Source organism: Terriglobus sp. TAA 43, from assembly GCF_000800015.1.
In the GTDB taxonomy this organism is placed as follows: Bacteria; Acidobacteriota; Terriglobia; order Terriglobales; family Acidobacteriaceae; genus Terriglobus.
In genome coordinates this window covers 2,273,574-2,296,188 of sequence record NZ_JUGR01000001.1, presented here as the reverse complement: position 1 = coordinate 2,296,188, position 22,615 = coordinate 2,273,574, and the positions used below count along the sequence as shown (strand labels likewise).

24 protein-coding genes and 3 tRNA genes are annotated in these 22,615 nt (G+C 57.3%); 15 read left to right on the top strand and 12 right to left on the bottom strand.

Annotated features, from left to right (window positions below):
• The first annotated feature begins 62 nt into the window (after positions 1 to 62).
• The 4 genes from M504_RS09790 to M504_RS09775 all read left to right on the top strand — a co-directional run bounded on the left by M504_RS09790 (position 63) and on the right by M504_RS09775 (position 2,907).
• Positions 63 to 1,103 carry a Gfo/Idh/MocA family protein gene (locus M504_RS09790; protein WP_047490649.1) on the top strand — a complete coding sequence of 347 codons (1,041 nt, stop codon included), beginning with the start codon at positions 63 to 65 and terminating at the stop codon, positions 1,101 to 1,103.
• A gap of 233 nt (positions 1,104 to 1,336) precedes the next feature.
• The gene (locus M504_RS09785) at positions 1,337 to 1,537 is read left to right on the top strand and encodes a cold-shock protein (RefSeq protein WP_047490646.1); all 201 of its coding nucleotides are present in this window, start codon (positions 1,337 to 1,339) and stop codon (positions 1,535 to 1,537) included.
• Positions 1,538 to 1,754: 217 nt separating this feature from the next.
• Positions 1,755 to 2,240: a hypothetical protein gene (locus M504_RS09780; protein ID WP_047490643.1), complete on the top strand. Its 486-nt coding sequence runs from the start codon at positions 1,755 to 1,757 to the stop codon at positions 2,238 to 2,240.
• 112 nt (positions 2,241 to 2,352) lie between these two features.
• A complete protein-coding gene (locus tag M504_RS09775) occupies positions 2,353 to 2,907 on the top strand; it encodes a glutathione peroxidase (protein WP_047494341.1) in 555 nt (184 codons plus the stop codon).
• Positions 2,908 to 2,911: 4 nt separating this feature from the next.
• On the opposite strand, the gene M504_RS09770 is transcribed toward M504_RS09775, so the two are convergent.
• The 6 genes from M504_RS09770 to M504_RS21275 form a co-directional block, all read right to left on the bottom strand.
• Complete coding sequence (locus tag M504_RS09770; protein ID WP_052200594.1) at positions 2,912 to 3,247, bottom strand: hypothetical protein; 336 nt, start codon at positions 3,245 to 3,247, stop codon at positions 2,912 to 2,914.
• Complete coding sequence (locus M504_RS09765) at positions 3,244 to 3,813, bottom strand: hypothetical protein (protein WP_232296231.1); 570 nt, start codon at positions 3,811 to 3,813, stop codon at positions 3,244 to 3,246. Before M504_RS09765 ends, M504_RS09770 begins: the two co-directional genes overlap by 4 nt.
• A gap of 163 nt (positions 3,814 to 3,976) precedes the next feature.
• On the bottom strand, positions 3,977 to 5,257 hold the full coding sequence (locus M504_RS09760; RefSeq protein ID WP_156993668.1) for a hypothetical protein: 1,281 nt from the start codon (positions 5,255 to 5,257) through the stop codon (positions 3,977 to 3,979).
• Positions 5,258 to 5,675: 418 nt separating this feature from the next.
• Positions 5,676 to 5,752 (bottom strand) — tRNA-Pro (locus M504_RS09755).
• Between the two features lie 109 nt (positions 5,753 to 5,861).
• A complete protein-coding gene (locus M504_RS09750; RefSeq protein ID WP_232296230.1) occupies positions 5,862 to 8,441 on the bottom strand; it encodes an ATP-binding protein in 2,580 nt (859 codons plus the stop codon).
• Positions 8,442 to 8,552: 111 nt separating this feature from the next.
• Positions 8,553 to 9,128 carry a biliverdin-producing heme oxygenase gene (locus M504_RS21275; RefSeq protein ID WP_052200592.1) on the bottom strand — a complete coding sequence of 192 codons (576 nt, stop codon included), beginning with the start codon at positions 9,126 to 9,128 and terminating at the stop codon, positions 8,553 to 8,555.
• A 272-nt stretch (positions 9,129 to 9,400) separates the two neighbouring features.
• Between M504_RS21275 and M504_RS09740 the strand changes: the two genes are divergently transcribed.
• Genes M504_RS09740 through M504_RS09730 form a run of 3 tightly spaced genes read left to right on the top strand, consistent with a single transcriptional unit; the run spans position 9,401 to position 11,061 of the window.
• Positions 9,401 to 9,991, top strand: coding sequence for an RNA polymerase sigma factor (locus M504_RS09740; protein ID WP_047490635.1), 591 nt, complete (start codon positions 9,401 to 9,403; stop codon positions 9,989 to 9,991).
• Positions 9,988 to 10,491 (top strand): hypothetical protein, encoded by a 504-nt coding sequence (locus M504_RS09735; protein WP_047490632.1) that lies wholly within the window; start codon positions 9,988 to 9,990, stop codon positions 10,489 to 10,491. Before M504_RS09740 ends, M504_RS09735 begins: the two co-directional genes overlap by 4 nt.
• Before the next feature lie 24 nt (positions 10,492 to 10,515).
• The gene (locus M504_RS09730; RefSeq protein WP_047490629.1) at positions 10,516 to 11,061 is read left to right on the top strand and encodes a hypothetical protein; all 546 of its coding nucleotides are present in this window, start codon (positions 10,516 to 10,518) and stop codon (positions 11,059 to 11,061) included.
• Positions 11,062 to 11,130: 69 nt separating this feature from the next.
• Here M504_RS09730 and M504_RS09725 read toward each other — a convergent pair whose 3' ends face one another.
• Entirely contained in the window at positions 11,131 to 12,840 is a 1,710-nt protein-coding gene (locus tag M504_RS09725) for a murein L,D-transpeptidase (RefSeq protein WP_052200591.1), read from the bottom strand.
• 74 nt (positions 12,841 to 12,914) lie between these two features.
• Here M504_RS09725 and M504_RS09720 point away from each other — a divergent pair, with 74 nt between their 5' ends.
• On the top strand, positions 12,915 to 13,175 hold the full coding sequence (locus M504_RS09720; RefSeq protein WP_156993666.1) for a hypothetical protein: 261 nt from the start codon (positions 12,915 to 12,917) through the stop codon (positions 13,173 to 13,175).
• Here M504_RS09720 and M504_RS09715 read toward each other — a convergent pair.
• Both M504_RS09715 and M504_RS09710 read right to left on the bottom strand, forming a co-directional pair.
• Positions 13,172 to 13,894, bottom strand: coding sequence for a DUF72 domain-containing protein (locus M504_RS09715; protein ID WP_047490621.1), 723 nt, complete (start codon positions 13,892 to 13,894; stop codon positions 13,172 to 13,174). The two genes, M504_RS09720 and M504_RS09715, sit on opposite strands and share 4 nt — an antisense overlap.
• 65 nt (positions 13,895 to 13,959) lie before the next feature.
• Positions 13,960 to 14,035, bottom strand: a tRNA-His gene (locus M504_RS09710).
• Positions 14,036 to 14,091: 56 nt separating this feature from the next.
• Between M504_RS09710 and M504_RS09705 the strand changes: the two genes are divergently transcribed.
• From M504_RS09705 to M504_RS09680, 6 genes are all read left to right on the top strand, one after another.
• Positions 14,092 to 15,315 carry an acyltransferase family protein gene (locus M504_RS09705; RefSeq protein ID WP_052200590.1) on the top strand — a complete coding sequence of 408 codons (1,224 nt, stop codon included), beginning with the start codon at positions 14,092 to 14,094 and terminating at the stop codon, positions 15,313 to 15,315.
• A gap of 40 nt (positions 15,316 to 15,355) precedes the next feature.
• Positions 15,356 to 15,937, top strand: coding sequence for a DUF4112 domain-containing protein (locus M504_RS09700; protein ID WP_047490618.1), 582 nt, complete (start codon positions 15,356 to 15,358; stop codon positions 15,935 to 15,937).
• A gap of 36 nt (positions 15,938 to 15,973) precedes the next feature.
• A tRNA-Pro gene (locus M504_RS09695) sits at positions 15,974 to 16,050 on the top strand.
• 119 nt (positions 16,051 to 16,169) lie between these two features.
• The gene (locus M504_RS09690) at positions 16,170 to 16,598 is read left to right on the top strand and encodes a hypothetical protein (protein WP_047490616.1); all 429 of its coding nucleotides are present in this window, start codon (positions 16,170 to 16,172) and stop codon (positions 16,596 to 16,598) included.
• Positions 16,599 to 16,760: 162 nt separating this feature from the next.
• Positions 16,761 to 18,893, top strand: a complete 2,133-nt coding sequence (locus M504_RS09685; protein ID WP_047490613.1) for a right-handed parallel beta-helix repeat-containing protein — start codon at positions 16,761 to 16,763, stop codon at positions 18,891 to 18,893.
• Between the two features lie 87 nt (positions 18,894 to 18,980).
• Positions 18,981 to 19,388, top strand: coding sequence for a DUF4440 domain-containing protein (locus tag M504_RS09680; RefSeq protein WP_052200589.1), 408 nt, complete (start codon positions 18,981 to 18,983; stop codon positions 19,386 to 19,388).
• Between the two features lie 42 nt (positions 19,389 to 19,430).
• Here the strand turns inward: M504_RS09680 and M504_RS09675 are convergent, their stop codons facing one another.
• The gene (locus M504_RS09675; RefSeq protein ID WP_047490610.1) at positions 19,431 to 20,387 is read right to left on the bottom strand and encodes a YafY family protein; all 957 of its coding nucleotides are present in this window, start codon (positions 20,385 to 20,387) and stop codon (positions 19,431 to 19,433) included.
• 90 nt (positions 20,388 to 20,477) lie between these two features.
• Here M504_RS09675 and M504_RS09670 point away from each other — a divergent pair, with 90 nt between their 5' ends.
• On the top strand, positions 20,478 to 20,957 hold the full coding sequence (locus tag M504_RS09670; protein ID WP_047490607.1) for a DinB family protein: 480 nt from the start codon (positions 20,478 to 20,480) through the stop codon (positions 20,955 to 20,957).
• Positions 20,958 to 21,042: 85 nt separating this feature from the next.
• Here M504_RS09670 and M504_RS09665 read toward each other — a convergent pair whose 3' ends face one another.
• Together M504_RS09665 and M504_RS09660 are read right to left on the bottom strand one after the other, a co-directional pair.
• Positions 21,043 to 22,053 carry a hypothetical protein gene (locus M504_RS09665; RefSeq protein WP_052200835.1) on the bottom strand — a complete coding sequence of 337 codons (1,011 nt, stop codon included), beginning with the start codon at positions 22,051 to 22,053 and terminating at the stop codon, positions 21,043 to 21,045.
• A 330-nt stretch (positions 22,054 to 22,383) separates the two neighbouring features.
• The gene (locus M504_RS09660) at positions 22,384 to 22,590 is read right to left on the bottom strand and encodes a hypothetical protein (protein WP_047490604.1); all 207 of its coding nucleotides are present in this window, start codon (positions 22,588 to 22,590) and stop codon (positions 22,384 to 22,386) included.
• Positions 22,591 to 22,615 lie beyond the last annotated feature (25 nt).

Sequence of the window (22,615 nt, the reverse complement as noted above, 5' to 3'; positions counted from 1 at the left end):
GCCCCAGCATCGACGCGTCACACGCTGCCAGATCCGCGGTATGGCGCATTTAGGCTAGGGGCATGGGTCTGCTGGATCGTTTTCGTTCCTCAAAAGCTGCTTCTGAAGGGAAATTCGGCTTTGCCGTGGTTGGGTTGGGTCATATTGCCAAGCCTTTTCTGGAAGAACTCCGTGGTTCACTCACATGCCGTGTGTCGGCGGTGGTCAGTGGCGACCCCGCAAAAGCGAGCGCCATCGCGAAGAAATATAGTGCCGATGCCACCTATTCTTATGCTGACTTTGACCGGATCGCTGACAATCCGTCGATAGATGCCGTGTACCTGGCGCTGCCCGTCAGCCTGCACCGCGAATACACAGAGCGCGCCGCAGCAGCAGGGAAGCATGTGTTGTGCGAGAAGCCCATGGCTTCCACCTCCGCCGACGCGGAAGCGATGATCGCCGCGTGCCGCAACGCAGGCGTACGACTGGGCATTGCCTATCGCTGCCCGCACACCATGCCGCACCAGCATCTGCGCGAACTGATCAGGCAGGGCACCTTTGGCCCGCAGTCATCGTTGCGTATCGAAAGCGGATTTGGATTCAAGCTTAAATCCGGCTGGCGTGACAAGGGCTCTCTCGCCGGCGGTGGATCTCTCTGGGATGTAGGGATTTATCCCCTGAACGCGGCGCGCTTTCTGTTGGGTGAAGAACCCATCGCCGTGGAAGAGGCGTCCGCCACCTGCGACGCAAATGGCATGGAGCGTGAGGTGCGGTGGACAAGCGTGTTTCCGTCGGGCGCGCGCGCAGTCTGCGTCTCTTCGTATGAGCGGGACATCTCCGACACCCTGCGGATCACCGGGGAGTTCGGCAGCGCGTTCATGGCGCCTGCCTTCCGCTGGCAGGAACCGTATCGCATTCGGGGTAAGGTCCATAACCCGTCTTACGGCCGTCCCATGGAAATTAAGGTTCGTGAGTTGGATTTCCCGGAGTTCCGGCTGGAAGCTGAAGAGCTAGCCGCTGCCGTGCGTGAGAACCGGGACACCATTGCGCCAGGGGAAGATGGATTAAAGGATTTGCGTATTATGGAAATGATTTATCATGCAGTGAATGTCCCCGGTTTCTAAGAAGAGGGAATCCCTGATTTGCAACAGGAATGGTGCAAATATCAGGCGGCATTATGTTTAGACGGAATGAGCTGCGAAAAAGTCGCTGCCATTCCGAGGGTTTGTGCTACGCTATTCGCAATCGTTTGACCCTCAGTTTTGGTTCTTTGCTCGCCCTGCCCAAACGCACTTGCAAAACCTGTATTGAGAGATTCAGCGAAACACCAACGAAGTATTAGGACAGGGACAAGGCAATGGAACAGGGTAATGTGAAGTGGTTCAACGACGCTAAGGGTTTTGGATTCATCTCGCGCGACAACGGCGAGGATGTATTCGTTCACCACACCGCAATTCAGGCTCAGGGTTTCCGCTCGCTGCAGGAAGGCCAGCGCGTGAGCTTCAACGTGGTGAAGGGACCGAAGGGCTGGCAGGCTGAGAACGTACAGCCCGTCTAACTCTAAGAGTTTCTGATGGAAAGAGGGCGACCTTCGGGTCGCCCTCTTCGCGTTTGCAACAGAAAATTCACGTCGACTGACGCGTACGACGAAATGCGCATCTTACCAACTGTGTGCATGCAGGAGGACTGCCCTCCCCCACTCAGAACCTTCCGGGTTCCTCTGCATGTTCGGAGACACAAATTTCATCGGGCCGTTGGGGCCAGGAGCACATCGGATGCGCGTAGTTGTGCAGGATAAGTACTACCTTCGTGATCTACATCGCGAAATTGATCTTTACGATCGTAAGCTGATCCACCTGCAGAAGCATGAGGTCTTCGCGACCGAAACTCTGCGAGAGGCTGCCGTAAAGAAGATGGCAACCAAGCGCGAAACGCTGGTAGCAACAGCAAAGTCGCTGGCGGCTTCCGGCATCGAGTATCAGGAGAGCGAGCTTCCACGTTCATTCCGTCCCGAAGGCTGGACGGACAACCTCTGCCAGCACGATGAGACGGCTGCATCGGTTGAGGAAGTAGAAGCTGCGGCCTCCGCGCTTCGTTCCACCGAAGGCATGTCAGTCTTCGGAAAAAAGGTGAACTATCTCCAGCAGCAGGCGTTGCGCGAAGAGGAATCTCCGCTGGCGATTGCATTGGGTTCGTGGCAGGACGATCTGGCCGCATACAAGAAGCGCCGCCAAAAGACTGCTCTGGCAGCTGCGATCTAAATTCAACTGCGGCGGGCGGATGGTCCATTCAGGATCCATTCGCCCGCCGTTTTATTTCACTGTTTTCCAAGCTGGTCGGTGTTTTCGCGGCACCGGCTTTATGCTGGATGCCATGGCTTTCGATCTGTATTCCATTCCTCTGACACGCATGGATGGCACCGTCACCACGCTGGGTGAATATCGCGGCAAGGTGCTGCTGATTGTGAATGTCGCCTCAAAGTGCGGCCTGACGCCCCAGTACGATGCGTTGGAAAAGACCTACAAGCGTTATCACGATGCCGGATTTGAGGTTCTGGGCTTTCCTGCGAACGACTTCGCAGGCCAGGAGCCAGGTTCTAACGACGACATTCAACAATTCTGTCGCAGCACCTTTGGTGTGGACTTCCCCATGTTCTCGAAGATCACCGTCGTGGGGCCTTCGAAGCATCCGCTCTATGCAGCCATGATCGAAGCTCAGCCCAGCTCAGAAGGCGCAGGCAAACAAGCGATGGTGGATGGTCTGGTCAAATTCGGCGTAAAGCCAAATGAGGAGCCCGAGCTCCTCTGGAACTTTGAGAAGTTCCTGTTGAGCCGTGAAGGCGCGCCAGTGGCACGCTTCTCGCCCGACACTCTGCCCGATTCGCCTGTTCTTACACAGGCCATCGAACGTGAACTAGCGAAGCGTTAAGGCGTTAGAACGCATCGAGAAACGGTGGGAACGTCAGCAGCAAGCTTGCGGCAAGCAATACAAAAGCTACCGTCACAATCTTCCTGACGTTCACGTCTTTCTTTGACCACAGGCGATGCAGCGCCAGCCAGGTTGCCAGCCACACGGCAATCGTCACCGTGGTGACACCGGACAGGGCACCGGTCGGCCGGTAGAAGATCAGCGCATTCTTGATGGCTGGGCTTTTATCACCGGCAAGCGTCAGCACGCCGAGGACGGCAGAGCCAACTCCGGCAGCAAGTGTTGCGGCGGCGCCTGCGCCATTCGGCAAGGAACGGGTCTCGGTTGTAGAAGAGTTCATTTCGCCTCCCCTTGCGAAAACGAGTAGACGTTCCCACCGACTGTTGGTGCGTACTTGTTGATCATGGCGCCCCATGTTCCCGCCACTGCTGCCGAAGCGAACGCCACAATGGTGAACCACAACACAGCGCTGCGAAGATAGCGTTGGTTTCTTAGATCGCGACCGTAATAGAAAAACGTCACGGCGGCCATAGTCATGGCAATGGGACTCAGCCACGCGACATGTTCTTTCCATTCCATGCCAAGCGTGTGCCAACTAATCGTCGTGGGACTCGACTTCAGTAGAAGCTGCGGATACAGCGTCAGATCATGTGTGCCAGCCGGGGCAACGGCGCGATACCAGGGATAGACAACATACGTCCCGCTCAGAACAGAGAGCCACGCCAGCAGAGCCATGGCCAGCAGATACCACTTCAGTACAGCGTCCGTATGGTCGTCAGACGTTCCGTTGTTGCGGCAGATCGTCCACAGCTGATAGATGGCAGCAGAACACGCCAGAAGAAACAGCGCGCCAAAGCCCATGCCATGAATCAGTGTCCAAAGACCGCGAGATGTAATCTCCATCATCCTGCCTTCCGCACAAGACTCCTGCTGTCCCCATGAAGAGGTAGCCGACAGCTTCGCTTGTGTTGATACGACAACAGCTTAACCAACGAAGATGAAAGCAAGCTGAAGGGAAGAGTTCAAAAGGCAAATGGCCCGGTCAGCAATCGGGAATTGGAGATTAGGCTCAGCGCCAGGAATGCGTTGCGATGATGTGAGGTGGCCCTGGTACTGTGTCAATCACGTCGGTTGCCAGTACTAATTCCACGTTTTGCCCCATGCGAGCGGGACTGAGTTGCTGCAGATATTTCGCGTCCGTCACAAACTCTGCAGCAGCAACGGTGCCAGCACTACCAAGCCCTGCAACGATGATCACGTTCTCGCCTGTCGTCGTGTCTTTCTCGCGAACAACGATCGCGTAGTCCATGTGTTCAGCAGCTTCCACCACTCCGAATTGCGGACCAATCCAGCTTCGTCCCGTTGTCGTATCCAAGACGGAGCTTCGTGCACTCTTGCTGTCGAATTGCATGCGATACCGGGCATGATCGAGCAGCCGCAGTACCCAGGCATTGTTCAAGCCACCAATCAGAACGCTGGGGTGTTCGCGAAGTATTGCGTATTGCGTTTCCAGTGCGGGATGAATCTCGTAGTTCTCTCCGTGGGTGCTAAGGAATACGGTGATTCGACTCAGAGCAGCGGCGCTATCGATCGATACGGTGGGCGGGCTCGCGGCACTTGGCGTTACGGAATGATCATTCGTATTTGAGGCTGCCTGACGGGCACCGCGGGTGCCAATGACCAGGACAACAGGAGAACCTGAATGGAACATCTGCATCCAGAACTGATCCAGAACGGTTTGTCTTGTTGCATTGCGGCCGTTCCGCCAGGAACGCACTCCTAAGATTGAACCCAGCACCACGAGTACGACGAGCACGGCGACAGTAGCCAGCAGCCAGCGATCATGGCGCATTGGTTGGGCAGGCGTTTCTGAGCGAATCGCCTCTGCCTCTGTTGTATGGGTGGAATCCTCGATCACCTCATCTGGCACGATCTCTGTCGGCGTCACGATCTCTGTCGATGTCTGCGCAAGCCCATGGAACAGAGGGATGTATGACCCCGCCGGCAGTTCAACGCGTACCTGATGTTCGGGATTGTTCTGGTAGTAGAGACTAAGACGCTTGCGAACTTCGGATGCGATATTTCTTACTTCGGGATCAGCGGCGTTGTCATAGTCGCCCTTCTTGCCCAGAAGTTCGATTCCAATGACCCGCTCCTTCAGACTTGCGAGGTCTTGCGCAAGTCTTTTCTCAACAATGAATCGAAGGAATTTGGGGTACCGCTTGCTCTTTGCAAATAGCGGATGTTTGAGGAGAGATGCAAGCTCCTGGCGAATCAGGAGTTCGTTCGCACGAGCGAGAGAATGGGAAGCGTCAACATCTTCCGATTCCCGCATACGTGTTTGAGACATGACCCCAAAATGATACATGCCGCTCAAGACGCGACGATACCTGCTCCGCGGTCGATATCGCGCCAACCGAACATCGCCTAAAGCGATATCGCGTTAGCGACTCCCTTTGGAATCTGGTTTTTACATCGGGGGTTAGTACATGTATCGAACTATCTCGCTTCGTGAACAGGCTTGCATCGGTCTTTCAGTAGAGGGAAGGTGCATCTGTCACATTCCTCCGGGGCGGCTCTTTGAGCTGCCCCCTCTTTCTTTGTTGGAGGCATGATGAGAGTCATCCTCGGAGATCACAAGACAACGTTGCGCATTGCCGTCGTACGAACACAACCAGCATGAAACGAAGAAGCAAATGGCGAATGGCCCTATCAGCCACAAGAGGCAGATAGAGCCATTGCGAAGATCGCTAAGCCACAGAAATTGATGGTCGGGACGACTAGATTCGAACTAGCGACCTCACCCACCCCAAGGGTGCGCTCTACCAGGCTGAGCCACGTCCCGACGGAGATCACAGGAGGCGCCACCGGTGAGGCAGCGCAGGGTTTATCTCCCATGCGTCAGGTTAGATTGTACACGGTGCGGCACGAAATCAGCCATCCAGGCAAAAGCCTCATGCTTCCGCCGAGGCGCGATTCGTTGTGGCCCCAGCTGGAGCCGACGGCAACGAGACACAAAACACTGACCCTTCGCCAGGAGCGCTCGTGCAGCGAATGGCTCCCCCATGCCGTTCCACAATCTCTTCAGAGATGTACAGTCCCAGGCCGTTGCCAAGGTCGCCCTTCGTGGAGAAGAACGGTTCGAAGAGTTGGCGCTGCTGTTCTTCCGTCATACCCACGCCGTCATCACCCACAATGAGTTCTACACCGCCATTGTTGAGTGAACGCGCTTCAAGCCAAACGTTACCGCCAAGTCGGGCTGCGTCCACAGCATTTGAAACAAGATTGGCGATCACCTGGCGGATCTGCCCCACAATGCCGAATACGGACATGTCCTGTCCCTCACGGACGGTCGCGGTCACATTGCGGTTCAGTATCTTTCCCCGGAACAGTCTCAGTACCTCAGAGAACAGAACCCCAGCTACGAAGATCTCTGCTCCCTGCGAATTTTCACGGCTCCAGCGGAGCGTCTGGCGAGTGATGCCCGAGATGCGTTCCAGTTCGCCTTCTGCCTGTGCCAGGTACTGCTGGGACTGCGCGTTCTGCGGAAGGTCGTGTCTCACCAGGAACAGCAGATTCGTAATGGATTCCAACGGATTGTTGATCTCATGCGCAATCACAGAGGTCATGCGGCCGGTCAGGGCCAGCTTCTCTGTCATGCGCAGTGCGGCCTCGCGTTCGCGACGTTCTGTAAGGTCGATCACAGAGCCAATCCAGCCAGCGCGTTCGCCACTCTTACGGCGAAAGGGAACCACGCGGACCATGTTCCACCGCAGCGTCCTTGGTTCGCCGCTACGGATGCGTACCTCTTCTTCAAATGGCTCGCCAGTGTGTACAGCATTCTGCCAAACCCGCTCCACACGCGTCTGATCCTCGGGTTCCAGGCGTCCTTCGCCGTACCAGACACCCTGCTTGCCAAGCCCCTGCTCCAACCAACGGCCATTCACGTAGATCAGTCGCCCGCTGTCATCCGCAGTGAAGATCTTCTCCGGCAGAGCGTGCGTCAACTGTTCAAAACGCGCATTGGAAAGCTCTGCCTCTTCTTCCGCGCGCCGCAACGAGATGGTCGTAATGGCGGCAAGAAATTCGCGAGCAGATTCTATCTCCGCCTCTGTCCACACAATGCTTTGGCCATGAAAAATCTCGCGCCATTTCTCGAACGATTTGCGAGGAGTCAAGTGTTCGGGACCAGCGGGCTTACCGGGCTCGCCCGCCCACGTCACAGTGCGCACGACCTGTGGCCGAAACCAAACGATGTAACGTTGGCGCACATCCGAGATGCGAATCGCCATCAGGCCACTCGCTGTATCGGCAAGGTCAACCGCCCAGGGCAAATCCTTGCTCAACTCACGTGTGACATAGATTTCATTCTTTGCGTGTCTATCCAGCCAGTGCGTAATGCGATTGATGTCCGCGTCTGCTGGAACAGTTCCAGCCGCATGAGTCTTTCCATCAATTGACAGCGCTACGCCTGCAGCAGCAGTGATCTGTTGCAGCGACTCCATCTGCGTTGAAAGCACATCCAGATAGTCATACTGCGCAGCAATGTCAGTCAGTAGTTGTCGCTGCACCGCATGAAAGCCCGTCAGAGTGTTTAGCCGCGCCCTCGTACGGAAGGTTGTAAGCTGCGTTCCAACCAGCTTCGAAAGCATGTCGCAGGCCGATCGAACCAGATAGGGCACGGAACGTCGTTCGGAATGGTGTCCGCTGATAAGACCCCACAACCGCCCTTCACTCACAATGGAAATGGACATGGAAGATACCGTGCCCATGTTCTTCATGTATTGGATATGCACTGGCGATACCGAGCGCAGCACAGCCAACGAAAGGTCAAGAATGTGCGGCGCTACTTCGCTCACTGCGCGCAGGAGCGATGGTGTTGCGTAAGCATCCGGGATGATACGCACGGTGTTCTGCAGGTAAAGCTCACGCGCCTGCCGCGGAATGTCAGCAGCAGGAAAACGAAGGTCAAGGTAACTGGGCAGGCGTCCATTGTTCTGCTCCGAGAGCACTGTGCCGTGGCCTTCTTCATCAAAGCTGTAAAGGAGAATGCGGTCGTAGCCCGTGAGCTGCGCCACCTGCGCAGTAATTGCATCGCACAGCTCTTGCTGCGTCTCCAGCTTGGACAGCGTTCCTACAAAGTTCGTGATGATGGAGTTCATCATCTCCGAACTCACCAGGCGATCCTGACGCTCAAACTCCAGGATGCGTTTGCCTTCCACGCAATGCGAGATCACGGCATACAGCTCATCGCGCACACGGAACGAGCCAACGTAGGTGACCATGCCTTCCGGTTCCACGGCGCACTTCTGTTGACGAATCGCACTCAGCAATTCGCGGTCGAACAGCAGTTCAATGGAAGCATTCAGAATCAGCTTGAAAGGCGTGCGTAGCGAATCCGCTGCATTCTCGCTTGCCACCACGATGTGTTCCTGATCTTCATCCAATCCCAGCAGAAACCCGTGTGGCTGGATCGAGCCAGGAATGCGAATCGGTTCATTGGCGCAATCATCCGTGTCAATTGCAAGCGGCATGGAGGGGGAGTGCTTCGGCATGTCTTTCATAGGATGGCGATTACGTGTGGCGCGTAAAGAAGATAGACGGAAGGAGTGCCGCTGCATTTTGATATGCGCAAATCAAGATACTTAGATTGTTTGCGACATCGCTTCCCCAAAGAGCGCAAACATGTTTTTAGCGCTAGCCACTACTGTATCTGCCTGCTCATCCGGCAACTCTTCCAAAAATGATTTGAACTGCCGCCAGCGTTCGCCCGTAGCTTCGCCATAGCCGCGGAAGTAGCTGTCACCCGCGCCTTCGGAAAGGCCCAATTGCTCTTCCACGTGCCGAGCCAGAAGCTGACCACCCAGCGTGGAGCCTTCCATCACGTACATCCGCCCAAGGAAAACAGCGCGAGCCTCGCCTGCCACCGCGGTCGATTCCATGCGTTGATGCGGCACTTCCTCGTCCGAAGGTGTGGGAAACCCAAGCGTTGTCAGGTCGTCCGCCAGCAAGCTGGCCCGGCGGCGCGTGTGCAGAATAGGGCGGAGATCACCGGGGGCATGGGCATCCGCCCAGCTATCCCACGCACGAACAATCCGATACATGCGCCTCAGGGCGTCGCCGTATCGGGGCAGCGTCAGCGACGGATCCATCAACGGTACGGTGCCTTCTGTAGCGTTGTGCTCATCTCGGGTCTGATTGCGGAGGAAAACGGTATCCATCGTGTTCTTCCATGGTACTTGGCGCTCCCACCTCGAAGGAAAGCCCACGGGGCATCCTTTTCGGCCACAGAAACGCGGCAATCCCGCCACCCGCGCGACGGGCAGGGAAGCAAAGTGTGAGCCGGTTTCCTGCCCCGAATCCTCAAAATTCGACCGAAATGTACTCCCACACCCGAAAAGCCTCGTCGGACGTTGTGCGATCACTATGCCTGCACCCCGGCAATTTTCGGGACAGGAAAGTTTTCTTATTTGCCCCTACAGGACATAGCGCTATGGCGGTTACACTTCATGCCGACGTGTTGAAATTTGCAATCCGGGAACAGGTTTCTGTCGTCACCGAGCTGGACGACATCGACACGCTGGCGCGGAACTACCGTCCTCGGCTCCTGCGCTTCGTTATGGCCAGCGTGCGGGACGAGGATCTGGCAGACACGATCGTGCAGGACGCTCTGCTGAAGGCTTACCGCAATCGTGCCGGTTTCCGCGGCGATTGCAGCCTGAACACCTGGCTCACGGGCATCGCGGTGAATCTGATCCGGGACCACGCGCGTACGCAGAAGTTCAAGTTCTGGAAGAAGGCTGGCGCGTCCTCGGTGGACGCCAGCGAAATGGCAAACCACCTGCGCAGCAGCGGCTCTTCCCCGGAAGGCACGCTGCTGGCACGCGAGCAGGCCCTGCAGGTGCATCAGGCGATGGAGGGACTTTCGCCAAATCAGCGCACCGTCTTCCTCCTTCGTTTCATCGAAGAGATGGACCTTGCTGAAATTGCCGAAGTAATGAATATGCCGGTAAATACGGTGAAAACACACCTGCATCGCGCGGTAAAATCCGTTCGGGCACGTGTAGGAGGGCAACGGGTATGAGACAAGACGAACAGAACCCGATGGATTCCTCGGAACACCTCAGCGACGAGCTTTTCTGCGAAATGCTCGTCTCGCACCACCATGCCTCGGACGAAACGGCGGAGCTTTCTGAGATGAAGGACGCTCTGGACACCTACCGTTCAGAAACGCTGGCCTGGGCAGAGCGTCGCAGCGCCGCGCAGCCTTCGCTGGCCACGGCTGCCCGTCGACGTCAGTTTTGGGTTGTCGCCCCGCAGTGGGCCATGGCCGCTGTCGCCATCATGTCGGTCACGGTCGGCGTCCTGCACTTTACGGGTGTTCCCGGCGACGAGACGGCCATGGATCAGCAAACAATTCCTGCCGTGGCGCAGGCCAGTCCGCAGCAGCAGCTTGCTGACGATAACGCTCTGCTGGAATCGATTGATTCCGCACTGAATACAGGAAGTGCTCTGCCGGTGGATGCGCTCGGTTTAGGGCGTGCACAGAATGCCGAGACACGGCATCATGGAAGTGCAGAGTAATAGCAAGCTCGATTGAAGGGACCAATGACGCTGGGACGCAATAGCCGGATACTGCTGATTGGCTGCCTGATAATGGCGGCAACAGTGGCGTACGCGCAGGGTCCCGGTGGCCCAGGCGGTGGCGGACCTGGCGGCGGCATGGGCATGCCCGGCGGCGGTGGCCGCATGGGTGGCATGCGCGGTGGCGGTATGCCCCACGGTGATGGTTCCGGTGGCGGTATGCGCGGCGGCAACTCGCACGGCAACGGCGTCGCTGGTCGCTGGTGGGACAACAAAGGTGTTGCGAAATCTCTGGGCCTGAACGGCGACCAGCAGAAGCGCATGGATCAGGTCTTCTCGCAGAACCGCGATACGCTCCAGCAGCGTTACGACGCGTTTGTAAAACAGCAGTCCAAGCTGGATGCACTGAAGCGCAGCAACAACGCATCAGAGAACGACCTCTTCACTGAGATTCAACGCACAGCACAGGCGCGCGCCGAACTGGAGCAGGCATACACACACATGCAGTTGCAGATTCGCGGCGAACTCACGCCGGACCAGATCAACAAGCTGGAAGAAGCGCAGCACTAATAGATTGCTTCCCGCATAAAGTACGAAGGCCCGGCAAGCAGCCGGGCCTTCCTCGTTTTGTGTGGATGCTTATGCGTCCTTCTCTGTCACTGCCTTCATCGGCTTCTGTGGATAAGGCCGTCCACCGTTCAGCGTCTTCTCCAGGTCATCGTCATAGCCGTACATATCGCGGAAGAAGTGCATCTCGCCATCGTCGCTCCATGCCGTGCCGTAGAAAACCACAACCGGAATGGGCTTGGGCAACAACACCGTCTTGTTGTCCTGACCATCGTTCATAGCGTCAGCAATCGAATCTTCATCCCATTTCGAGTTATCGCGCAGCAACCAGTTCGCCATCTTCGGCGGGTCCTGCAAACGAACGCAACCATGTGAGTAGTCGCGACGCGTGCGTGTGAACAACGCCTTCTCATTCGTGTCATGCAGATACACGTTGAACTGGTTCGGGAACATAAACTTCACCAATCCCAGTGAGTTCGAAGTGCCTGCCTTTTGCCGCACCATCTGCGTACCCTTATCGATCGCAGCAATGTTCGGTGAAACTACGTTGCCCTTCAGATCCACCGTCTCGTAGTTCTTCGCGCTCAGATATCCCGGCTGCTTCTGCATATGCGGAATGATCTCTTTGCGCGCAATCGACGGCGGCACATTCCAGTAGGGACGGAAGACCAGATACTTCATCTGGTCAGCAATCACAGGCGTGTGGTGCGTGTCGTCATCGCTCTTTCCGTCCACCACATTCATGCGGAACACTTCGTGATGATCGTTGCCTGTGCCTTCAAACGCGCGCAACTCAAACTCTGGCAGGTTCACGATGATCGCGGCATTCTGATAGTCATCATTCAGCCAGCGCCAACGCTCCATCGAGTCCACGATCTGCGTAACCCGCGCAGTAACCGGCGTATTCAACGCATCAATCGTGGCGCTGCCAAGCTTGCCATCTTCATTCAAACCATGACGATGCTGAAAGTGCTTCAGCGCTTCCGTCAGATCCGCCGACGAAGCGGTGGCATTCGCATCGCCGCTGTAGTCGCCCAGCAAAGTCAGCTTCTGCTGCAACGACTGTAGAGCAGGATAGCCCGCTGTAATCGCAATGGACTTCGCGTTCGGATTCATCTCAGGCAGAGGATCTGAGTGATCCTGCGGAACCAGATCAAGGTACTTCTTCAACCCCGTCTTCAACGCCTTGTATTGCAGCGACTGCGGCTCCGCAGCATCCACTGCAGCGGTGACATCGGAAGCGTCAATGATCTGCGTGTTCAGGATCGTGACCGCATCGATCTTCTTCTCGTTGTAACCCTTCACGCCAAAGGTGAAGTGCGCAGGATTCGTGCGGCCCTCGTGCAGGTCGTTGAGATACCGAATTGCATTGACGGTGAGCGCTACATCAAACAGCGCAGCGCCCTCGGGCGATTTCAAATTCGCCACACGCTCATCCCATCGGCTGGCGTCATAGTCTTCCGGACGCAGACCGCGCTGCATCGCGTTCGAAAACTCCTGCAGCATCGTATCTGCCTGAGCGGTGGGCTTTCCACTCTTCACCCACAGAGCATCCACATCACGCATGTCATACAGGTTGTTCACCTGCGCCTGAATGTCGGTGAAGTCTGGATACTTCATCCCGTCGATGTGCCCCGGCGTAATATCCGCAAGAATTTGCGGCGTGTAATCCGGTTCACTGCTGGTGGCGTGATGAATGATCTGGTGCGTGCGTTTGCAGCCGGAAAGGGGAAGAAGAGTGAAGGCAAGTACAAGAGCAAGTCGACGAGCGTAAGTCTGCATAGAGTCCTGCACGCTTGGATGCGTAAAGTGGCGTGTGTGGCATTAGCGTACCGGATGCGTTACGTTAGAGCCGGATGGACCAACATTTCTTTCATTTGCAACTACGCATGCTCGGCATGGGCCTGTGGCTGTACGCGGAACTCGTCGGAGACTCACCCGGTCCGGACCACGCTTTGCGTCACCTGCGTCCGGTGCGCTTCCGCAACGAGGCCGAAGCACTCCGAGCCCTCACCGCGGCCGAAGTCGGCACATGGTCCAGCTTCCCGCACGACGGCATTCATGCCACGCTGAACCGCACCAAACTTCGCACACTCGGGTTTCGCGGCAACTTCTAGAGCTCGGCAGCCTGCAAGCGCATCGCTTCCGCTGCCAGCGGTCCCGCTGGATCGTCCTCGTGTTTGTAATACACAAACACATCCCGATCCGCCGCCAGCGCGTGAAACTTCGCAGCCTGGTCGGCGAGGATGACATCGTCATAGCCACCTGCCATACGCAGTCGATAGCAGGCGAAGTCCGTGGCGGTCTGAACCTCAGGGGTCTTCAGGTCTTCACTTTCCGCAATGCACACAGCAGCGTTAAATCGACGCAGCACACTCCACGTCGCCTCGTCGAACCACGAAACATTGCGGAACTCGAAACACACCCGACCGGCATGCGCCATCTGGGGCAGGGAAAGGAAGTCTTCCAGCCTGGCCACGTCTGCTTTGAAGTTGGGTGGCAACTGAAACAGCAAAGCACCCATCCTGCCCGCGTTCCGAACCGGCGTAAGCGCAGTTACAAAGCGGTCAACCGAGTCGCCGCACTCCTTCAACCGTTTGCGATGCGTAATGACCTCAGGCGCTTTGAACGAGAACCGAAAATCCGGCCCCGCAGCCTCCATCCATCCGGCAAGCTGTGTCTCCGTGGGCAGCGCGCGAAAGGTGTAATTCACCTCAACGGAGTTCAGCCGAGTGGCGTAATGTTCCAGAAACCGTTTCTGCGGCAGCTTGTCCGGGTAGAACCCCGGTTTCCACGTTGCATACGCCCAGCCAGAGGTGCCTGCGAAGAGAGCCATGCCCAACAGCGTCTCACACTGCAAAGAAGAACGGACACCTTGTAGGGTGTCCGTTGCTTAATTCTTGGGGCGGCTAGAGGGATTTGAACCCTCGACATCGGGTGCCACAGCCCCGCGTTCTACCCCCTGAACTATAGCCGCCATTACAGGTTCGATTGTACCATCCAAAAGCCCTTCTCAGGCCTTATGCTTCCTCCATGCCCGTGAATGCCGCCACTGCTGATCCGGATTTTGCCCGGACGCCTGATTCCGATATTGTTCGCACCGCCACGGTAGAAGCACCGCGTACAGAGCGGTTATTAAGCGTCGATCTACTCCGTGGACTCACGATTGCGGTCATGATTCTGGTCAACAATCAGCCTGGAAACAAGGGCTTCTTCGAACTGCGTCATGCACAGTGGAACGGCTTCACCCTGACCGACCTTGTCTTCCCCACATTCCTGTTTCTTGTGGGACTGTCAGTCGTCTTATCCATGGCCGCGCGTCTCGCCAAGGGCGCCTCACGACGCACGTTGTTCCTGCACACGCTCCGTCGTTCCGCCATCCTGGTTTTATTCGGGCTCATCGTAAACACCTTTCCCTTCCAGCATCTGGACAGCATCCGTTTCTACGGCGTGCTGCAGCGCACAGCCATCTGCTACCTGATCGTTGGAACGCTCTGCCTCCTGCACTCCGGATGGAAAGACAAGGCTGTCATCGCCATCGCCTGCCTTATCAGCTACTGGTTCCTGATGCGTTACGTTCCGGTCCCCGGCTGCGGCATCCCAACGCACGAAATCCCCATCAACGATCCCAACTGCAACCTGACCTCGTACATTGACCGCGCCATCTTCGCGCCGCAGCATCTCTACCAGCGCGTCCGCGACCCCGAGGGCCTGCTCTCCACGCTCCCGGCCATCAGCACCGCCCTTTACGGCGTGCTGGCGGGCATGTGGCTCCGCACCAGGCGCTCCAACGCCTGCAAGGCCGCAGGAATCGCCGTCGCTGGCATCGTGCTGGTTTCCTCAGGCCTGCTGTGGAGCATCGTCTTCCCGTTGAACAAAAAGCTGTGGACCAGCTCGTTCTCGCTCCTCGCAGGCGGACTCAGCCTGCTCCTGCTGGCCGCCTCGGTCTACATCATCGATGCCAAGCGCTGGGGCCGCTCCGGCCTCGCCGCCAACGAAGCACCGGCTATCTATAAGCCGCTCATGGTCTTCGGCACGAACTCCATCCTGGCGTACATGGTGTCGGAACTGCTGCCGCCCATCTTTTCGCAGGTCAAAAGCGCAGACGGAAACATACTGCGCACCCTGCATTACAAGCTGGATTGGCTCATCCCGGGGCACGGCTGGCCGGAGCTTTGCTATGGCATGATCGCCGTCTTGGTCACATGGCTCATCGTGCTGCCGTTCTATCGCAAACGCATCTTCCTGCGGGTGTGACTTTCCCTGTGGCGGGAAAGCGAGTTGAATAGACAAAGCGATGCCGCCACGTCCCACCTCCGAGCCCGAAATCCTGCGCCCACGCTTCGGCGGTGGCGGCGACTTCTTCAGCGACCGCAACCTCGACGTACTCTCGCACCTGCTGGATGACTACCTGCGCATCCCCGGCACGCAGATTCGTTTCGGTCTTGACGGCATCATCGGCCTGATCCCCGGCATCGGCGACGTGTTGGGCGCCATGGCCTCGTGGATCATCATTCTGGCCGCATGGCTGCGCGGAGTGCCCCGCGTCACGCTGGCACGCATGTTCGCTAACGTGGCCATTGAAACCATCGTGGGCACGGTACCCATCCTGGGCGACGCCTTCGACATTGCATGGAAGGCAAACCGTAAGAACTTCATGTTGTTAGAGCGGTCGGTCGGCACCATCCCCGTCTACAAAGAGGGTGCCCCATCCATCCCAGTGAGGGGAGCCACCCCACAGCAACGCCGCCGCCATCAACTCTCTGACTGGCTTTTCCTCGGTGCCCTTTTCATGGGCATGATGCTCCTGTTGGCCATTCCCATCGTGTTGCTGGCCTACATTGCAGGACGTTTCTTCGCAATGGGCGCGCACCATTGATGTGGAAGCCCCCAATGAAGGTAAAATAGCGACAGTCGGGGCGTAGCGCAGCCTGGTAGCGCATCTGCTTTGGGAGCAGAGGGTCGGGAGTTCGAATCTCTCCGCCCCGACCATCAAACCCTTTCCCCATCGAACATCATGCATCCGCGTTTGCCGTATTCGTTGCGGTACGTCTGCGTCGTGTTGCTTTTTGACTGGACTCCGAACTATGTGTCTGTGAGACGATCACGGCATGATCGGACGCCCTCTGCGCATTCTGATCCTCGTCTATCTTTGGGGCGCGTTGATTGAGGACACGCTGCTCTTCGTGATCTCCTGGATCGCGCCCGACCTCTGGTTTCGCCTCTTCCATCACGCTCTTCCCATGGGTTTCGACGTGGCATTCCTGCGTCGCTCCGCCGGACAGTGGATTGCTTTCGCGCTTGCCCAGGCCATCACGCTCTGGCGCTGGAAAAGACAACCTGTCTGGCTGGCTGTCGAGGCCGGAGTTCGCTTTTCCGATCTCTTTACCGACATCTCCTACGTCATCGTCACCGCACATTCGCTCACGACGTTGGGTTGGTTTCTTCTGCTGCCGCCACCACTGCTCAATCTCATCGGCGTCGTCATCATGCTGCGCGCTTACAAGCAGATGTCGAGCGCCGGATGCATTTCCGCCTGATCAAACACTGCAACGCTTGCCGATACTGACCTACCGGACAGCATGACAGAATTGCTGGGTTATCCCATGGCCGTCGCGTAGGGTGTGAAGCTTTGCGCAGGTGTCAACGCGGGGATGTCATCTGGGGGCGTTGCTTTGATCTTGAGATACCTACGACCTGTTTTGGTTCTTGTTCTTCTGGCGCTTTGTTCTGCGGTACAGGTTTGCGGTGAAGAGTTTTATGTTTCACCGAAAGGTGCAGACACGAACCCCGGCACGAAGGCACGGCCCTTTGCTTCATTGGAACGCGCACGCGATGCAGCGCGTGCCGCGAAGCATGATGCTCCCATCACGATCTGGCTGCGCGACGGGTACTACCGCAGGACATCGGCATTTACGCTGACCTCCATCGATAGTGGGACTTCGAGTGCACCTGTGGTCTATCGTGCAGTGGCGGGAGAGAAGGTGCGGATTGTTGGTGGCGCGCCGGTACGGAAATTCAAGAAGTGGCGGGGAGAGATTCTGCGTGCTGATTTACGCGCGCAGGGGATCACCAGCTATGGCCAGATTCTTTCGCGCGGCATGGGAAGGCCGAACATTGCGGCGCTGGAGTTGTTCTTTAACAACAGGCCGATGACGCTGGCACGTTGGCCGAACGTTGGTTGGGCTTACACAGATGCAGCCACCAAAGACAAAGCGCAGAACCAGTTTGCGTATGAGGGTGAACGCGCTGCGCGATGGGTGAACGCCCCTGATGCGTGGGTTCACGGTTACTGGTACTACGATTGGGCCGATCATTACGAGCGCATCACGCATATCGACACGACGCATCATCTCATCGATACCGCAGCGCCGAATCCTAACTACAACTACAGGAGCGGACAGCGCTGGCAGGTTGTGAATGTTCTGGAGGAGTTGGACGAACCGGGCGAATGGTACCTGGATCGACAGGCTGGTGTGTTGTACTTCTGGCCGCCGTCTCCCATCGCTTCTGGAGTCACTGAGGTTTCGCTGCTGGATACGCCGCTTGTGAGTATCGAAGGCGCATCGTATGTAGAGTTTCGTGATCTTGATTTTGCTCTGACGCGGGCTGATGGGATTGTGATTCGTGACGGTAGTCATGACCGCGTTACGCATTGCAGTATTGCCAACGTTGGCAACGCAGGCGTGGTTATCCACGGTGGAGTTGCGGATGCGGTAGAAGATTCGGAGATTCGCGATATAGGCGATGGAGGCATCGTTCTGGACGGTGGAGACCGCAAGACTCTCACCGCTGCCGGGCACGTTGCGGCACGCAATCATATTCATGACTATGCGCGCTGGTCGCGCACGTATACGCCGGGAATCAATGTGTCGGGTGTTGGGAATCGCGTTGTGGGCAACACGATTGATCATGCTCCGCACTTCGCCATATGGGTGCATGGCAATGACCACGTGATTGAAGGCAACGACATTCATACCGTGGCGATGGAGACCGCCGATGCGAGCGCGTACTACATTGGCGCGGACACGACGGAACGTGGCAACACGGTGCGCGGCAATTACTTTCACAACCTCGGGCTGGGAGACATCAACGCCGTTTATTTGGATGACGAATCCAGTGGGTCCTATGTGGTTGGCAATGTAATTCGTGGAGCTGCTCGCGGCGCAAAGATTGGTGGCGGCAGCGACAACATTTTTGAGGAGAACAAGTTTGTGGATGACGACATGGGCATCCACTTTGACGCGCGCGGTATGGGGTGGCAGAAGGCTTACTTTGACGGCACCAATCCGGCACTGCTGAACCGACTGAAGGCGATGCCTTACAAGGAAGAGCCGTGGCGCAGCCGCTATCCGCAACTGGTGGGTTTTCTGGAACAGCCGCCGGGGCTGCCGATGCGCAATGTCATCCACAACAACGAGTGTTGGTGTAGGGTGTGGGTCGCGTACTACGACAAGCTGACCGAGGAGAAGAACATGGACTCGGCGGGGAACCAGGTTCATCCGGAAAATGCGGTGTGGAATCCGGATTGGGTGAAGGGCATGGGTCTCGATATCGATACGCCGGTAATTGCGCGTCGCCTCACGGAGGTGAGCCCGACGCAGGCGAAGTTGGTTATCGAAAACCAGGGACGAAGCGCGCGAAGTGGAGTGTTTGACTTGTGGATGGAGCCGGGCGTGAGTGGCAGGATTGTGACGCCGAAGGAGATTTCGTTTTCGCTCAAGCCGGGGGAAAAGATGGAGCGGGTGATCACGGTAGAGCACACCGGCCCGATTCGTCTGGGTACGTATCTGAAGGGTGAGAACTTTGCTCCGTCGGGCATCAAGATGAAGTAACTCTGCTGCGTGTCGTTTCACGCTTGTTACGTACGCGCTTCGCTATTTGCGATACGGTGTTATTTGCTTCACAGGGATCAGAGCAACATGCATGAGACAGGTTTGGACAGAGAGTCGGATGAAGCGGAGATTCGACGCGCCCGAGAGAACTCCAATCGTGCGATTGCGAGGCGGAATCTGGTTGGCGTTGGAGCCTCGCTTGGTGAGGACTACGTGGGCGTCATTGGTGATGGAACGTTCGTCGCATCGCGTGCCGAATATCTGCGGTTGTTCAAAATAGGCTTCGACCGTCCGAAAGAGGGCATGACGTATGTGCGCACGCCTGAGGCTATCCATGTCGCAGACGATCAGGCTTTGGCTGCCGAGCATGGCAGTTGGGTCGCAACGCTGCCGTCTGGTTCCGTCGCGTATACCGGCAGCTATGCTGCGATGTGGCGGCGAACATCCGCTGGCTGGAAGATTCGATCAGAGATTTTTGTCACTCTTCAGGGATAACGATCTTCGTCCGTGGCTATCATTCGATAGGTTGGATTGTTATTACGCGTTGTCTTGTGCGGCGGCTTCGCCGCGCTGGGCGAGTTGTCGGAAAGTCTCGCGTAGTTCGTTTGGGCTGTGGACTACGATGCGGCGATTCAGTGTGAGCAATATGGCTGCGAACATGTCCAGGGTGTCGCGACCGCATCGCATGCGTACACCGTTGTCTTCCGGTTCGAGGTTCACGCGCCATAGTGCGAAGTGTTGTCGCGCTTCTTCGGCGGACATCTCGACCCAAACGTCGACCTGATAACGCGACTGCACGAACGGCATGTTTTGGGCCATGTAGGCTCGTGCGTCGAAGTCTTGCGGACGCACGAAAGTCTGGTTGACGGAACGTAAGTCGGTGACGCGGTCCAGGCGAAAGGTTCGCATCGCCTTGCGTGTGAGGCAATGGCCGATGAGGTACCAGCGATCGTCGACATGGAGAACTGCGTAGGGTTCTATTTCGCGGTTGGACTCTTCCTTGGCATGCGACTCATAGCGGAAGTGGATGCGCTTGCTTGCACGGATGGCGGTCGCGGCTGCGATGAGGCAGGAGACGGAGGTTGGAACCGTCCACATGCTTGGCTCAAGTGCGACGGTGTCTTCGACAACGCGTACGCTCTCGCGCAGGGCGTGGGGAAGCACGCGTTCCAGCTTGGCGAGTGCGCCTTCCGTCGCAGGTGCGAAGGCTTCGAGACCGATCTGACGGAGTGCGCGCAGGCCGAGCGACAGCGCAAACGCCTCTTCGTTGGTAAGCAGCAGCGGAGGCAAGCGGAAGCCCGGACGCAGGCGGTAGGCTCCGCCGACTCCCGGTGTGGAGTCGATGGGAATGCTGAGGTCTTTGAGACGCACGATGTATCGCTGCACCGTGCGCAGGTCGACCTCAAGGCGCCGCGCGAGTTCCGCGCCCGAGACACTGTCGCGTGCCTGAAGAATTTCAAGCACCGTGCGCACGCGCATGACGGGATCTTGCATAGGGAAAGTGTGTTCCCAATTTACGACAGGGACTGTCGTGAATGCCGAATATGTTGGTGTTCGTGCCCATCGATGGGCGGGAGGAGCACCATGACAACCGAATTGACCACCGTAGTGACACCCGAGGAGTTTCTGACGCATTGGCAGGGGCATCGCCGGCTTACACGCAAAATGTTTGAGGCATTTCCCGAGGACAAGCTGTTCACGTACAGCCTTGGCGGCATGCGTACGTTTGGAGAGATGGGCAACGAGTTTCTTGGCATGGCTTTGCCCACGGTGCGTGGGATGACGACGCTGAAGTGGGAGCATTTTGAGCATGCCAAGCCGACCACCAAGCAGGGGTTGCTGACTGAGTGGGACGCCCAGACAGCGCAACTTGATAAGGAGTTTCCTTTAATCCCACTGGGACGCTTCAGCGAAACGATGAAGGCCTTTGGGCAGTGGGAGATGAAGGGCTTTCAGTTGTTGTTCTATGTGCTGGAGAACGAGGTGCATCATCGCGGACAGGGGTATGTGTACCTGCGTTCGCTGGGGATTGAGCCACCGGCGTTCTACGACCGCGAGATGTAATGCAGGTGACAAAATAAGGGGCCTCGTTTTGAGGCCCCTTTGAGGGAAGCACTACTTTTTCCTTCTGGGGGAGGGAATTGTTCTTCTAGTTCGTGACGGGGCGATTATCCGCGACCGTTGCCGTTTCCGGTGTGGAGCTGACCGTCAGGTCGTCTTCCAGGCGGAAGCGAACGAGCGATTCCGCAGGGATGACGATGTCGCGGTTGCCCGTGGTGCCTGCGATGACGGTGCCGAGGCCGCCCCCAGCAAGTCCACCTGCGAGCAGGCCGACGCCTCCGCTGGCGATGCCGCCGATGAGCATGCCTGCTCCAGCGGTGCCGCCGATCCAGCCTGCGGTGCGCTTGCCCTTACCCTTTTTGCTGGCGACGAAGTCTGCGGTCTGTACCGGGTAGGCTTTGCCGTCGTGCACGATCGAGGTCAGGCGCAGTTCAAGTACCGAACGGCCTTTGAAGTGGCCGCGACGGTGGGCTGCGTCGACCACACCACGCACGTCGGTGCCACGCGGCAGGATGACCTTGCCGTCACGCGTGACGCTCTCCGATAGGTCGCCGGTGAAGCGGTCGCCGATGCGTGCGTGCTTCACGTCGATTCGCTGGTTGATGCGGATGGCCAGCGAAGTTCCTGCGGGGATTGTGATGTCGGCAGGGACGAACACCGGTGCTGGTGTGGTGGTTGCCGTTGTCATTGGCGCTGTCGGCGTTGCGCTGCTATACGCCGGGGCCGCTGCGGGAGCCGTGGCTGTCTGCGTGATTGTGCCTTCGACCATCACACCCGGTGCTTTGAATCGCGCCGCATGGCGCGGTGCCGGGTGGATGCCTTGGCTCCAGTCTGGCAGGCCCTGCGTGGGAGTGGTGCCGGCTGGGACTGTGGACTGGACCGTGGTAGGAACGCTGGCGCCAGGTGCTGGCGGTGTGACCATCGTCAGGGTGGTGCTGCCGTCTGGTTCCGCGTAGACCACTTCCTGTGGTTGCCCAGTGGCGGTAACGTCCTTCTTGGCCGCGTCGATCGCGCTCTGCTGATGTGAACATCCTGTGGTCATGCAGGCGACCAGGGAAAGCGCAGCCATGGGCTGTACAAAACTCTTCAGGGAAATCATTGGTACTTCCTCCGTCGCGGGAGCACTCATCTGCTGCTCTTTTTCACCGCGCAATGTCTGGGATGCAGCTTGGATTTTGCTCCGATGCCTCGGAACGAGCGAAATAGCCTTTATTTACAGGGGTTTCAACGAGTTGCCTGAAAAGAAGAGAAAATCTTGCCTGATTTCGGGAAGCGGAACAAACTCGGTAACGCTATGAGTTCGGTGGTTTTGCAGAAAATACCGCGCAATAGGATGCCCCGGAAGTGTGCCGGGGCTTGGGCAATGCAGAATGTGGGAGCAGGGGCTAGACGACCGAACGGCAGAGAAAAGCTAGTTAAGAAGAGGACATTACAGCCCCAGGATGGATTTGTACGATTTTGGCGGAGCGCCTGCTTCGGGGCCAAATTGCAGTTCACCAAACGGAGAGCCGCGTTTTTCTTTAGGAGTTGTTTCCGTTGCCTTGGCAGTAGGCGTGACGGTGTGAATTCCGCTATGGCGCTTGTTCGCGCCGGACAAGTGGATGTGCGTATCAGACTTTTTCCAGGAAAGACCCATTTAGACATCTCCTCACGAAACAACG

What these genes read in the sequence shown, in the direction of transcription:
- M504_RS09760 (WP_156993668.1), bottom strand. Translation starts at nt 5,257, where the DNA reads ATGTCTCAAACACGTATGCGGGAATCGGAAGATGTTGACGCTTCCCAT.
- M504_RS09680 (WP_052200589.1), top strand. Translation starts at nt 18,981, where the DNA reads ATGCATGAGACAGGTTTGGACAGAGAGTCGGATGAAGCGGAGATTCGA.
- M504_RS09770 (WP_052200594.1), bottom strand. Translation starts at nt 3,247, where the DNA reads ATGAACTCTTCTACAACCGAGACCCGTTCCTTGCCGAATGGCGCAGGC.
- M504_RS09730 (WP_047490629.1), top strand. Translation starts at nt 10,516, where the DNA reads ATGACGCTGGGACGCAATAGCCGGATACTGCTGATTGGCTGCCTGATA.
- M504_RS09665 (WP_052200835.1), bottom strand. Translation starts at nt 22,053, where the DNA reads ATGATTTCCCTGAAGAGTTTTGTACAGCCCATGGCTGCGCTTTCCCTG.
- M504_RS09660 (WP_047490604.1), bottom strand. Translation starts at nt 22,590, where the DNA reads ATGGGTCTTTCCTGGAAAAAGTCTGATACGCACATCCACTTGTCCGGC.
- M504_RS09705 (WP_052200590.1), top strand. Translation starts at nt 14,092, where the DNA reads ATGCCCGTGAATGCCGCCACTGCTGATCCGGATTTTGCCCGGACGCCT.
- M504_RS09670 (WP_047490607.1), top strand. Translation starts at nt 20,478, where the DNA reads ATGACAACCGAATTGACCACCGTAGTGACACCCGAGGAGTTTCTGACG.
- M504_RS21275 (WP_052200592.1), bottom strand. Translation starts at nt 9,128, where the DNA reads ATGGATACCGTTTTCCTCCGCAATCAGACCCGAGATGAGCACAACGCT.
- M504_RS09690 (WP_047490616.1), top strand. Translation starts at nt 16,170, where the DNA reads ATGATCGGACGCCCTCTGCGCATTCTGATCCTCGTCTATCTTTGGGGC.
- M504_RS09775 (WP_047494341.1), top strand. Translation starts at nt 2,353, where the DNA reads ATGGCTTTCGATCTGTATTCCATTCCTCTGACACGCATGGATGGCACC.
- M504_RS09720 (WP_156993666.1), top strand. Translation starts at nt 12,915, where the DNA reads ATGGACCAACATTTCTTTCATTTGCAACTACGCATGCTCGGCATGGGC.
- M504_RS09700 (WP_047490618.1), top strand. Translation starts at nt 15,356, where the DNA reads ATGCCGCCACGTCCCACCTCCGAGCCCGAAATCCTGCGCCCACGCTTC.
- M504_RS09715 (WP_047490621.1), bottom strand. Translation starts at nt 13,894, where the DNA reads ATGGCTCTCTTCGCAGGCACCTCTGGCTGGGCGTATGCAACGTGGAAA.
- M504_RS09780 (WP_047490643.1), top strand. Translation starts at nt 1,755, where the DNA reads ATGCGCGTAGTTGTGCAGGATAAGTACTACCTTCGTGATCTACATCGC.
- M504_RS09725 (WP_052200591.1), bottom strand. Translation starts at nt 12,840, where the DNA reads ATGCAGACTTACGCTCGTCGACTTGCTCTTGTACTTGCCTTCACTCTT.
- M504_RS09675 (WP_047490610.1), bottom strand. Translation starts at nt 20,387, where the DNA reads ATGCAAGATCCCGTCATGCGCGTGCGCACGGTGCTTGAAATTCTTCAG.
- M504_RS09790 (WP_047490649.1), top strand. Translation starts at nt 63, where the DNA reads ATGGGTCTGCTGGATCGTTTTCGTTCCTCAAAAGCTGCTTCTGAAGGG.
- M504_RS09740 (WP_047490635.1), top strand. Translation starts at nt 9,401, where the DNA reads ATGGCGGTTACACTTCATGCCGACGTGTTGAAATTTGCAATCCGGGAA.
- M504_RS09765 (WP_232296231.1), bottom strand. Translation starts at nt 3,813, where the DNA reads ATGATGGAGATTACATCTCGCGGTCTTTGGACACTGATTCATGGCATG.
- M504_RS09735 (WP_047490632.1), top strand. Translation starts at nt 9,988, where the DNA reads ATGAGACAAGACGAACAGAACCCGATGGATTCCTCGGAACACCTCAGC.
- M504_RS09785 (WP_047490646.1), top strand. Translation starts at nt 1,337, where the DNA reads ATGGAACAGGGTAATGTGAAGTGGTTCAACGACGCTAAGGGTTTTGGA.
- M504_RS09750 (WP_232296230.1), bottom strand. Translation starts at nt 8,441, where the DNA reads ATGCCGCTTGCAATTGACACGGATGATTGCGCCAATGAACCGATTCGC.